The following is an 11,661-nucleotide window of genomic DNA, read 5'->3' as shown; positions in this document are numbered from 1 at the left end:
CCCTATGCGGCGCGCGGGGACATGATGCGGGCCGGGGCGAGGCCCAGCAGGCGCAGACAGCGGGTCACCGCTTCCACCGGACCGGTTGTGGTGACCCGGCCGCCCAGCAGCGCCTCGATCGGGTCGAGGTGGCCGGTGCCGATCTCGAGGAAAGTAGCGGCGTCGGTCTGGACCGACAGCACCGGCCCGGTCGCCGCCCCGGGGCGCACCTGCACCTCGTCCCCCTCGACGACCAGCGCGAACACCTCGTCGTCGACGGTGAACTCGTACGTCTCGTCGACGCCCTCGGGGTGGGCGCCCAATGTCATCGCCTCGACGGCCAGCACCGACCACGAGGCCCGGGCCGCGGCGTGGGCCGGGATCGACTGGCGGCCGGCCACGTCGAGGCCGAACCGGGCCAGAGACACGACCGTGGCCCGCAGCGCGGCGCCCTGCTCGGTGAGGGCGTAGCCGGCCGTGCGGCGGTCGGGGTCGAGCCGGGTGACCAGGCCGGCCTCCTCGAGCCCGCGCAGCCGCTCGGCCAGCAGGTTGGTGCCGATGCCGGGCAGGGCGTCGAGCAATTCGCGGTAGCGTCGCGGCCGCACCAGAAGTTCGCGAATGATGAGCAACGTCCAGCGTTCACCGACCAGGTCGAGCGCGATCGCGAGCCCGCATTGCTGCTCGTAGCTTCGTTTCTCCCGGGTTCCGGCCACTGATTCGCCCCTGCCACCGTCCGTCATCTGCTACCTGCTACTGAAGCACGCGCCGGTGCGTGACCGCCAGCCGGGCCGCCGCACCGGCGCGCACATCGGGTCTTATCCGGCCGGCCGGTAGGTGACCGCTACGGACAGGTGGTCGGCGTCCTGCTCGCGCACCTGCAGGGTGGTGCCGCTGTTGGCGGTGGTGACCCCGGCGTACGGAAGCTCGGCCTGGCAGAAGGTCTGCGTGTCGTCGAACGTGGGCGCGCCCGGGTGGGCGGCCACGGTCTGCAGCACGTTGTTCTCGTGCAGCCGGAACGCGGCCGAGCGGTTCAGCGAGAACGGGGCGTCGTAGACCTGGATCGGGGGCCGCCACCGCCCGCCGCTGGGCGCCCGCATGACGCCCGGGTTGGCGTCGACCACCAGCACCTGGCCCTGGCAGGGGTGCCGGGACACGTTGTTGTCGCCCATCGAGGTGTCCCACTGCCAGACCAGAAGACCTTCCTGGTACGGGTAGTGCTCGACGAACTGGGGACGGGTGCGCAGGAATCCGTAGTTGTACGGCCCGGTCCGCAGCGTCGTGTCCACGCCCGCGTAGGTGCGGTACTCGGCCACGTAGTACTGCGGGTAGTACGCGTCCTCGACCCCGGTCGACACCTTGAAGCCGGACGCGATCCAGCCGTTCGAGCCCAGTTCGGCGCCGTCGGTGAACAGCACCGTGTCGCCCGAGGTGGCACGGAACTGGTCGAACAGGATGCCGGGCGAGGTGACCGACGCGTCGGTGTCGTACCGGATCCGCATCTGCAGCTGCTTGCCGGCGAAGGCGCTCAGGTCGAAGGTCACGTCCTTCCAGCCGTTGGACGCGCCGGTGAGCACGCTGCCCACGGTGTGCCAGGCCGTGCCGTCGTTGACCTCGACCCGGGCCGTGTCGTAGCCCGATTCCAGGCTGTACCAGACCTTCGCGGTCATCCGGGCGGCAGCGCCCGCGGGCAGGGTCAGGAACCGGATCAGGCTGGTGTGCAGGCCGTCACCGCGGCCGCCCCACCACGCCTTGGTGCCCTCGGGTGGCACCCCGAGCTGATAGACGACCCGTTTCTCGGGCAGCACCACGGCCAGGGCCTGCGCCCCGGTTCCGGAGCCGGCGGCCGGTCGCAGCCGGAATTCGCCGTCCTCGCCGAAGTACGAGACGTCGTAGTCGAGCCAGCCCAGTTGCAACTTGTCCCAGGCCGAGAGCGGCCCCGGCTCGTTGCCGACCGAGGTGCCGCCGCGGCCCAGATACTCGCCGGCCGACATCAGGGTCCAGAACCCGGCGTTGGCGTCGGCCCCGTAACCGTCGTACTCGTCGGGCAGGCCGAGGTCGTGCGCGTATTCGTGGGTGAAGACCCCGAGCGGCGCATTCTCGGCCTGCATCGTGTAGTCGCCGACCCACAGTCCGGTGTCGCCGATCGGAACCCCGCCGTAGCGGTTGGCCTCGGGGCCGGTCGTGCCGATGTCGTCCTGGTTGGCATACCAGCGGTGCGACCAGATGGCGTCCTCGCCATAGAGTGCGGACTGGCTGGCCTGGTCGGGTCCGGCGTGCACGACCTGGAAGTGGTCGAGATAGCCGTCGGGCTCGTTGAAGTCGCCGTCGTCGTCGGCGTCGTACCGGTCCCAGACGTCGTACGCGGCCAGTTCCTGCCGGATCTCGGCGGTGCTCCTGCCCTGCGCGGTCTGGTCGGCGACCCAGGCCGCCACGGCGTCCTCGACCAGCGCCCACACGTTGTCGCAGATCCGCCCGACGCACGGGTAGCCGTCGCTGCGGCCGTACCGGGCCTGGTTGTAGGGCACCCGCACCCAGTCCGAGACGGCGCCGTCGATCGTGTAGCGGCCCGAGCTCTGCCCGGAGAAGTAGCTCGCCACCGACGTGGTGCCCGGGTCGGTGCCGAAGTAGAGCTTCTCGAAGTAGGACCGGTTGAAGTCGGCCGTCCAGGTGGTGGTGTTGTCGGTCAGGCGGCTGGGGGCCGGGATCGTGTTGGCGGCCGGCCCGGCATACCGCTGCGGCCCGCTGACCAGCACCGACGTGTCCTGGTCGGGATAGTCGGGGTGCCGCTGGTCGGCGAAGTCGGCCAGGATCACGAAGACCTTGTCGGTCGTGGTGCGGGCCAGCTCGGCGTGGGTGGACGATCCGGCCTCGGACGAACCCGCGGCCTTGGCCCGGTTCCGGGCGGCGGCCGGGGCCAGGTCGACCACCTGCGACTGCTTGCCGTCCGGGCGCACCTTGGCCTTCTTGTTCAGCACCTGCCGCAGCGCCTCCTGCCGCAGGTTCTGACGGCGGCGTTCCAGGGGTGACACGAGGTTGTCGTCCGACTTGACCGTCCCGGGTTTCGTGGCGGTCGGGGTCGCGGGGGAGGGCGCCGCGTGGGCGACGGCCGGCATCGTGGTCAGGACCAGGAGGGTCGCGGCCGCGAACACTCCGCGCGGCCTCATCGGAGGCTCCCCGGCGCAGGCCGTCGCGTGACCCTCTGCGGTGCGACCGGCTGAGTGGCGGGAGTGAGCTGAAGGGTGGCCAGGGCGTAGGCGGCGGCGAGCACGTTCTGCCGCAGCACGGTGCGGTTCAGGTTCTCGACCCGGTCGCAGGCGGTGGCGTGGCACGGGTCGTAGGGCTGCCCCGCGACCCCACCGAACAGCTGCCGGTCGGCCTCGGTCTTCAGGTCCTCGGTGCCCGAGAACAGGCCACTGGCCGGGATGCCGGCGTCGGTGAAGGCGAGCCAGTCCGAACTGGCCAGACCGCCCAGCTCAACCGTCTTCCAGGTGAGCCGCTGAGCGGTGAAGCCCGACGCCAGGGCGGCCGAGAGACGGTCGGATCCGGCCGGGCCGGCGGCGCCGTCGAGCACCCCGCGGATGAAGTTGGGCGAGCCCAGCTTGGCCAGGTCGACGTAGCCCGAGATGCGGGCCAGCTCCTCGGGCGGCAGGGCGGCCAGGTATTCGAACGAGCCGACCTGACCCCACTCCTCGGCCGACCAGAACGCGAACCGCAGCTTCTTCTTCAGCGGCGCCTTGGCCGCCAGCCGGGCGAACTCGAGGACGGCGGCCGCCCCGGAGGCGTCGTCGTTCATGCCGGGCGACTCGGGGATGGTGTCGAGGTGCGCGCCGACCACGAGGATGTCGCCGGGGTCGCCCCGAGCGGTGTCGGCGGTGATGTTGACGGTTTCGCGGCTCTCGATGATCTCGCGGGCCTCCAGCTCGACCCGGGCCGGCGGGGCGGCCGCCAACTGCTCGCCGAGTTCGCCGGTGACCGCCGCGGTCGGGATGACGCCGTCGGTGGGGGCGCCCAGCGACCCGTAGACCTTGCCCGGCGCGTTGTTGTAGATGATCACGGCGACGGCACCGGCCGCGGCCGCGGTCCGCTGCTTGATCGTGAACGGGCAGCCGCCGCGGCGCAGCAGCACGATGCTGCCAGGGGCGCCCAGGCCCGCGTAGTCGGACTCCTCGCAGCCGGTGGTGGCGTCGACCGGCACCACCACGAACGGCGCCTGGATGCCGCCGACCGGGGTCGAGGGCGTGTAGTTGATGACCTGGATCTGCTGGTCGGCGCCGTCCGGCAGGATCTTCAGGCGGGCCGCCAGGATCTCGGTGTAGTTGAACGTGAAGGTGTGCCGGCGGACCTGGTAGCCGGCCGCGCCCAGCACCGATTCGACATACTTGGCCGCGCCCGCGAAGCCGGGTGAGCCGGGCGTGCGCACGCCCCCGCCGGCGTCGGTGATCTGCTGCATCTTCTGCAGGTGACGCAGCACCGAGGACTCGGTGCGCGCGTCCGGGCGCATGCCGGCGGAGCCGGCCGGCACCGCGGTCGCCGTGGCGCCCGGCAGCAGGGCGGCCAGCAGACTGAACGAACCTATGGCGGCGGCCAACCGGCGCCCTGACAACCTCATGGGGCTCCTCCCCGAACGGAACAGGGAACGCCGGCGCGTGGCACCGCCCCGCACCGGCGTTCCGGATGTACGTGTCAGCCGACCCGCGGCACCTTGACGCCCTCGACCGAGGGCACGAAGACCTGGCTCATGACCTCGGCCGCGCAGGCCGCCAGGGTGGCGACCTTGGTGGCGCCCGGGATCAGGTCCGAACCCATGTCGTTCGGCCGCTCCAGCGAGGAGAGGTCGTAGAAGTCGGTCGGGCCCTCGGTGCGGAACGTCGCGCCGACCGGCGGCCAGGCCGTGACGTTCTCCGCCGTCATGGTCATCGGCTGCACGTTGATGAGCGGCCGGTCATAGGCGGTGAGGATGAGGTACTGGTGGAAGGAGGCCTTGCCGGGCAGCAGCGCCTCCACCCCGCCTTCCTCGTCGCCGAGCAGGAAGCCCGCGCTGGTGCGGTACGGGTTCTGCTCGATCAGCACGCTCGGGTTGTCCCACTGGAAGTGGGTCAGGATGCGCCGGGCGCCGACCCTCGGCCGCCCGTTCTCCGACGTGACCTCGGTGTCGGTGATGACACCGCTGATGCCCTGGATGCCGGCGCAGGCGATGATCACCTCTTCCGGGTCCTTGGGCGGGCCGACGGTCTCCGGCTTGGAGAACAGCAGCTGCCCGCTGTCGGTGATCACGAAGTCGCCGAAGGCGAGCATCGTGGCGAAGTGCTTGCTGCCGGGCACGAGCTCGGCGCTGGAACGCCGGGCGGCGGCCAGCGCGGGGTCGGCGGCGGCGGCCGGAAGGACGGCGTAGCCGGCGGCGACCGCGGCCGTGGCCGCCGTCCCGGTCACGAAGCCCCGGCGGCTTACGTCAGTGGTCATCGGTCGAGCTCCCCTCGAATCGACTGCTATATCTTTTTAAAGCATAGGCCGAGCGCGATTCGAGTCAAGGCATTGAAGGTGGCGTATTTTGCGCCCCGGGAACGGGCCGGAAAATGGCATAACGCCTGCTCAGCCGACGGGGGAATCGGCCGAGCAGGCGTTATGCGGAATGGCTGTGCGAATGGCTCAGGGAAGGCGTACCTCCAGATTTCTGACCTTCTCGTCGGGGGTCCAGCTGATCAGCATCTCGCCGGTTCTGCGGTGCGGGTCGGTCGTCCAGGCGAACTGCACGACGGCGTCGCCCGGGCCCGTCTCGTCGATCCCGACCAGCTCGATGGTGTCGTCCGGCGGGCTCACCCGGTAGGCCAGGGCGATCGCGTCACGGCCCTTGAAGGGCCCGACGCGGGCGCGGTCGAAGGCGAGGTTCGCGTTGTCGGCGAAGGACTCGACGAAATCCGTGAAGTCCTTGGCGGTGACGCTCCGGTTGAAGCGGGACACGTGCTCGGTGGCGAGCCGGCTGACGTCCATCCGGACTCCTCTCTGGGCCCTAGGTCTGGTCGAGCTTTTCGGGCTGGGCGAGCGCCGCGGCCCGGCGATCCTCGCGGCGGTCGTGCAGGCGGCAGAGTGCGGCCGACAGCTCGTACAGGACGTACATGGGGACGAACAGCGCGACCATCGTGGACGCGTCCTGCCCGGGGGTGACCAGCGCGCTGTAGACGGCCAGGCCGACCAGCACCATCCGGCGCGACCTGGTGAGCGTGCTGCCGCGCAGCACCCCGGCCTGGTTGAGCAGGATGATGATCAGGGGCGCCTCGAACGAGATCCCGAAGATCAGGATCAGCATGGCCACCCAGGTGACGTAGGTGTTGGCGTCGATCAGGTTGGAGGCCGAATCGGGGGTGAAGCCGAGCAGGAACTCGAACGCGCGGCGCAGGATGGTGAAGGCCAGGGCGGCGCCGAGCAGGAACAGCGGGGTGCCGACGGCGACGAAGCCGTACGCCCAGCGGCGCTCGCGCGAGTGCAGCGCCGGCGCCAGGAACGCCCAGAGGTGATAGAGCCACAGGGGAGCGGTCAGCACCACCCCGATGATCACCGCCAGCTTGAGGCGGAACGCGAACGCGCCGGTGATGTCGTGGAACACGAAGCAGGTCTCGCTGCCGAGCGTCTTGCGGACCTCGAGCGGCAGGTCGCACAGCGGCTCGGTCAGGAAGTCGAAGACCGGGTGGAACAGGTAGTAGCCGGCGACCGTGCCGACGGCCACGATCAGGGCGATGCGCACCAGGCGCTGGCGCAGTTCGGCCAGGTGCGCGAGCAGCGGCATGGCGGCCCCGCCGGCGAACCGGGCGCTGCGTCTCTGCCGCATGCGACCGAGCAGGCTCACCGGGTCACCGCCCTTGCGCGTCGCGCCTGATGACGTCGGGCTCCGCGATCGTGCGCCGCTCGGCCGGCAGCGCCGGACGCGGCGGGCCCCACTCGGCCTGCGGCGGCGCCGGGGCGTGTGGCGTGGCCGCGGGCGGGGGCAGCGGGGGAGGGGTCACCGGCTCGGTGGTCTCGGGCTCGGGGTCGTGCGTCGACTCCTTGCGCAGGATGCGCAGCGACTGTCCGAGCGACTGGGCCATGCCGGGCAGCCGTTTCGAGCCGAAGACGACGAGGATCAGGATCAGCAGGGCGGGAATCATCCAGTCGCGCATGTCAGGACTCCGGTCGGGTGGTGGGCGGCGGCTCGGGCGTGCCGGTGGCCTCGCTCGCCGGCGGGCCCGGATCGGCCGGCCCGGCGCGCGGCGGCGCGGGCGGTGGCAGTGAGCCCGACATCGTGAGCGACGCCTTGGAGTGGTCGTAGCCGTACTTGCGGAACACCTCGCTGACCTCGTCGAGGCCGACCTCGCGGCGCAGCTCGGTGGTCAGGCCGTGCGCGACGCCCCGGAGGCTACGGATCGTCCGGGCGATGTCGCGGGCCATGGCCGGCAGGCGGTCGGGGCCCGCGGCGAGCAGTGCGGCGAGACAGATGAGAAGCAGTTCGCCGATTCCCACGGAACCCATCGCGTCCCCCAGTCGCTTGCAACTCGTATAGCCAAGCTAGGCGAACCCGATGACGAAAATCAATGATGTCGGGCTGCCTACTGGGAAATGCTCGGCCGCGCCGCTGGTGGGGGCGCTAGTTGATTTACTTTCATATAGCTCGATGTTAGTGTTCGGGCCCTGACGGCGCGCGGAGGAGGCGGCGATGCACCGGCGATGGAGTCGCGGTATCACGGCGGTGGCCCTGGCCATCACCCCGGCGGTGGCCGCCCTCGGCCCGCCCGCCCCGGCCTCGGCCGCCCCGCCCGGTCCGGTCTCGGCTGCCCTGCCCGGTCCGGCCTCGGCGCCCCCGCCCGGTCCGCCGTGGCCGGTGAGCGGCGACAGTCCCTATGCGAGCGGCTGCCGCGACGAGACACCCGGCACCACCTTCCTGGGGGCCGAGGTCGAACCGTCGCTCGACGTCGACCCGCGCAACTCGCGCCACCTGGTCGCCGCCTGGCAGCAGGACCGCCGGTCCAACGGCGGCGCGCAGGGCATCGGCATCGCGGTCAGCCGTGACGGCGGGCGCAGCTGGCGCCCCGCCGCCGCGCCGACCTTCACCCAGTGCATGGGCGGCGACGCGACCAACGGCGGCGACTACGAGCGGACGTCCAACCCGTGGGTCAGCTTCGGCCCCGACGGCCTGGTCTACCTGATCGCGCTGGCCACCAACCCGGTCGACGGCGACAGCGTCATGCTCGCGTCCACCTCGACCGACGGCGGCGCCACCTGGGGTCCGGTGCGCACGCTGATCGACGACGACGATCCGGCCGTGCTCAACGACAAGCCGGCGATCACCGCCGACCCCCGGCGCGCCGGACACGCGTACGCGGTCTGGGACCGTCTCTCCGGCGAGGGCACCGAGGCCGACCCGTCCTTCGGCCCGACCTATTTCACCCGTACCACCGACGGCGGCCGCACGTGGTCGAAGGCCGTCCCGATCCTCGACCCCGGCCCCAACGCGCAGACGATCGCCTCGGTGGTCGAGGTGCTCGGCGACGGCACGCTGGTGCTGGTGACCGACGTGATCACCCCTGACGGCGTCGGGCACATCACCGCCATGCGCTCGACCGACGGCGGCGTCACCTGGCAGCCGCAGCGCGAGATCGGCACCCTGACCTTCAAGACGGTCTCCGACCCGGCCAGCGGCGTCCGGATCCGCACTGCCGACTACCTTCTCTCCACCGCCGCCGACCCGCGCCGCGGCCACCGCGAGCTGTACGTCGCCTGGCAGGACGCCTCGTTCTCCGGCGGCACGCTCAGCCAGATCGTCGTGTCGGCCTCGCGCGACGGCGGCCTGACCTGGTCGGCGCCGGCCCGACTGAGCGCGGCCGACAAGCAGGCCTTCCTCCCGCAGCTGGCCGTCAACGACCACGGGCTGCCGCTGCTCACCTATCTCGACTTCAGCGACGACGACACGGCGACGCCCGAGCTCGAGACCACCATCTGGACCAGATACCGGCTGTTCAACGGCCGTTGGACCCCGGCCCACGCCCTGAGCGCCCCGCGGATCGACATGCGCCAGGCCCCGGCCGTGCCCGGCCGCTTCATCGGCGACTACTACGGCCTGGTCCACCTCGGCGCCCGGTTCGGCCTGGCCATCCCGGTGCCCGGGTTGCGGGCCGGCGATCAGGGCGATGTGGTCTACCGCCCGGTGCCGTGACGTTCCTCAAGTAGCCCGCGCCGCTGCCGACTCCAGGCGGCATGCGTAGCACCCGAACCCGGCACTGGCCGTGGATCACCGTCGTGGCGGTGGCCGTGGCCGGGGCCGGGCTTTCCCTCGCGTACGGGAATCAGAAGTCCCCGGCCCCCGTGGCGTCGAACGACACCGCGGCGATCGGGACGCCGGTGACCCAGGACGGCCTGTTCGAATACACGGTGAACTCCGTCGACTGCGACACCACCTGCACCGTGGGCATCACCGTCAAGAACCTCGGCGACGCCGCCCGCAAGCCGGGGATCGCGTTCGCCCGCGCCTACGACCCGCAGGGCGCCGAACATCTGGCCGACGCGGTGGCCGAGGTCCGCAACGGCACGGCGCTGCTCGACGACCTCGCCCCGGGCGCCCGGATCACCGACCGGCTGTACTACGCCGTACCCGAGATCACGTCGCTCGTGCTGCGCGAACAGCAGTCGTCCACGGGTATCACCGTCGAGGTCGGCTAGCAGCACTCCGTGTCGGCTCCTGCGCCGGCGCCCCCACCGCCAGGGCGGCCATTGAACCGATCACGGCAGCGATTCCGTACGCTGCTGCGACGCGGGTTCGAGGTGTCGTCACGATGATCACTCCCGGTGCCGAAGGCTCGCGGAAGCGTATTACCTAAGTTGCTTAGGTGTTGCCCCGGACGTTGGGAGAGATCTGTGCGCAAGTCCGCCCTGCTCGCGGTGATGCTGCTGGCCGCCCTGTGCTGGCCCGCGCAACCCGCGTATGCGCACGCGGTGCTCAGCGCCGCCGTCCCGCAGCAGGGCTCGGTGCTCAAGGAAGCGCCGGAGCAGATCGTGCTCCAGTTCAGCGAGCAGGTGCAGATCGTGCCCGGCCGGTCCCAGGTGATCGGCCCCGACGGCAAGCGGATCAACGACGGCGACCCCGAGGTGACGCCGCAGGGCCTGGTCATCAAGGTGCGCCCGGCCGACCGCCCGCTCGGCACCTATCTCGTGAGCTATCGCATCATCTCGGCCGACAGCCACCCGGTCTCCGGCGCCTACACGTATTCGGTCGGCGCCCCCTCGGCGAACGCCCCGACCGTGCCCGACGAGGAGGTCGACCCGGCGGTGCGGACGGCCACGGCCGTCGGCAAATATCTCGGGTACGCCGGTCTGACCCTCGCCCTCGGCCCGGTGCTGATGCTCGCGCTCTGGCTCCCGCGCCGGCTCTCCCGGCGGGGGCTGCTGCGTCTCGCGTACGGCGGTCTGGGCCTGATCGGTCTCGGCACGCTCGCCGGCATCTGGTTGCAGGCACCCGCGTCCTCGGGGGCCGGCCTGTTCGACGTGTCGGCGTCCGAGCTCGGCCAGGTGCTCAGCGACGACTTCGGGCTCTGGATGGTCGCCCGTCTGGTGCTGCTCGGCATCGCCGCCGCCCTGGTCACGCGGGTGCGCCGCCGGGCCGGATGGCGGCCGCTGGTGACCATGGCCGCGCTCACCACGGCGATCCTGGTCACCTGGCCGCTGACCGGTCACCCGGCGGCCGGTCCGCAGGCGTGGCTGCTGATCGTGGCCGACACCGCCCACCTGGCCGCCATGTCGGTCTGGCTCGGCGGGCTGGTCGCGCTGGTGGCCGTCGTGCTGCGCCGGGCCGAGACCCGGGAACTGCGCGTGATCCTGCCCGCCTGGTCGCGGCTGGCCGCGTTCGCCGTCTACTGGCTGGTGGCCGCCGGTGCCCTCCAGGCGCTGATCCAGGTCGGCACCCTCGACGCGCTGTTCTCGTCCGACTACGGCCGGCTGATCCTGGCCAAGACCGCTCTGCTGGCGCTGATCCTGGCCGTCGCGTTCGTGTCGCGGCGACTGGTCAACCGCGGGATCGCCGCCGCCACGCCGGGCAAGCTGCGGCGCGCGGCCGGTCTCGAGGTCGCCCTCACCGTGCTCGTGCTCGCCGCCAGCGCCGTGCTCGTGCAGACCACCACCGGCCGTACGGTGGATGTCGAGGCCGTCGCGCAGGAACGGTCCCGCGGTTTCGTGGCGACGCTGAACAGCAAGCTCTACGCGGTGCAGTTCGAGATCTTCCCGGCCACCATCGGCGAGTACAACACGCTGCACGCGTTCGCCTACACGCCCGAGGGCAAACCGCTCAAGGTGGTCGAGTGGAAGGTGTCGGTGTCGCTGCCGTCACAGGGCATCGAGGCGATCGACAGCCCGGTTGCCACGGTGATCGACAATCAGGGTCTGGGCAACGTCACGTTTCCGATCCCCGGTGACTGGCAATTGACGATGACTCTGAGGGTGTCCGAGATCGACCAGGCCACCGTCACCACGACCGTCCCCGTGAGGTGATCACCCTGTACGCGCTGGGAGAGTCCACGCACACCGGCGAGCTGATGCTGGCCGCGTTCACCGTCCTGCTCGCCGTCGTGGCCGTGCTGATCGCCTGGGTCGTCCGCACCGACCGCCCGCAATAGGCCTCCGCCGGGTGTGGCGGCGATCACATCGGGGCTGAACCCTTTTCCTCGC

General features: G+C 71.3%; 12 protein-coding genes. 4 read left to right on the top strand and 8 right to left on the bottom strand.

Features of this window, described 5'->3' with window-relative positions; all coding sequences use genetic code 11:
* Nucleotides 1–2 precede the first annotated feature (2 nt).
* The 8 genes from JIG36_RS01410 to JIG36_RS01375 all read right to left on the bottom strand — a co-directional run bounded on the left by JIG36_RS01410 (nt 3) and on the right by JIG36_RS01375 (nt 7,479).
* Nucleotides 3–692 (bottom strand): winged helix-turn-helix transcriptional regulator, encoded by a 690-nt coding sequence (locus JIG36_RS01410; protein WP_203374122.1) that lies wholly within the window; start codon nt 690–692, stop codon nt 3–5.
* A 102-nt stretch (nt 693–794) separates the two neighbouring features.
* Nucleotides 795–3,143 (bottom strand): immune inhibitor A domain-containing protein, encoded by a 2,349-nt coding sequence (locus JIG36_RS01405; RefSeq protein WP_203374121.1) that lies wholly within the window; start codon nt 3,141–3,143, stop codon nt 795–797.
* Nucleotides 3,140–4,588 carry a M28 family peptidase gene (locus JIG36_RS01400; RefSeq protein WP_203374120.1) on the bottom strand — a complete coding sequence of 483 codons (1,449 nt, stop codon included), beginning with the start codon at nt 4,586–4,588 and terminating at the stop codon, nt 3,140–3,142. Before JIG36_RS01400 ends, JIG36_RS01405 begins: the two co-directional genes overlap by 4 nt.
* A 74-nt stretch (nt 4,589–4,662) precedes the next feature.
* Nucleotides 4,663–5,439, bottom strand: a complete 777-nt coding sequence (locus tag JIG36_RS01395) for a hypothetical protein (RefSeq protein ID WP_203374119.1) — start codon at nt 5,437–5,439, stop codon at nt 4,663–4,665.
* Nucleotides 5,440–5,625: 186 nt separating this feature from the next.
* A complete protein-coding gene (locus tag JIG36_RS01390; protein ID WP_203374118.1) occupies nt 5,626–5,967 on the bottom strand; it encodes a nuclear transport factor 2 family protein in 342 nt (113 codons plus the stop codon).
* A 19-nt stretch (nt 5,968–5,986) separates the two neighbouring features.
* Nucleotides 5,987–6,820, bottom strand: a complete 834-nt coding sequence (gene tatC / locus JIG36_RS01385; protein ID WP_307872515.1) for a twin-arginine translocase subunit TatC — start codon at nt 6,818–6,820, stop codon at nt 5,987–5,989.
* 4 nt (nt 6,821–6,824) lie between these two features.
* Complete coding sequence (locus JIG36_RS01380) at nt 6,825–7,130, bottom strand: twin-arginine translocase TatA/TatE family subunit (protein ID WP_203374116.1); 306 nt, start codon at nt 7,128–7,130, stop codon at nt 6,825–6,827.
* Between the two features lies 1 nt (nt 7,131).
* Nucleotides 7,132–7,479 carry a twin-arginine translocase TatA/TatE family subunit gene (locus JIG36_RS01375; protein WP_203374115.1) on the bottom strand — a complete coding sequence of 116 codons (348 nt, stop codon included), beginning with the start codon at nt 7,477–7,479 and terminating at the stop codon, nt 7,132–7,134.
* Nucleotides 7,480–7,663: 184 nt separating this feature from the next.
* Here JIG36_RS01375 and JIG36_RS01370 point away from each other — a divergent pair, with 184 nt between their 5' ends.
* The 4 genes from JIG36_RS01370 (at nt 7,664) to JIG36_RS53090 (ending at nt 11,609) form a co-directional block, all read left to right on the top strand.
* Nucleotides 7,664–9,160, top strand: a complete 1,497-nt coding sequence (locus JIG36_RS01370) for a sialidase family protein (RefSeq protein ID WP_203374114.1) — start codon at nt 7,664–7,666, stop codon at nt 9,158–9,160.
* A gap of 41 nt (nt 9,161–9,201) precedes the next feature.
* Entirely contained in the window at nt 9,202–9,663 is a 462-nt protein-coding gene (locus tag JIG36_RS01365) for a DUF4352 domain-containing protein (protein ID WP_203374113.1), read from the top strand.
* 222 nt (nt 9,664–9,885) lie between these two features.
* A complete protein-coding gene (locus JIG36_RS01360; RefSeq protein WP_203374966.1) occupies nt 9,886–11,484 on the top strand; it encodes a copper resistance CopC/CopD family protein in 1,599 nt (532 codons plus the stop codon).
* On the top strand, nt 11,481–11,609 hold the full coding sequence (locus JIG36_RS53090) for a hypothetical protein (RefSeq protein ID WP_268919484.1): 129 nt from the start codon (nt 11,481–11,483) through the stop codon (nt 11,607–11,609). The genes JIG36_RS01360 and JIG36_RS53090 overlap by 4 nt, the downstream gene beginning before the upstream one ends.
* The last annotated feature ends 52 nt before the right edge of the window (nt 11,610–11,661 follow it).

Origin of the sequence: Paractinoplanes ovalisporus (assembly GCF_016834655.1) — a bacterium.
Classification (GTDB): domain Bacteria; phylum Actinomycetota; class Actinomycetes; order Mycobacteriales; family Micromonosporaceae; genus Actinoplanes; species Actinoplanes ovalisporus.
Note: the sequence above shows the minus strand (reverse complement) of the source record. Positions and strands in the feature narration are given on the sequence as shown.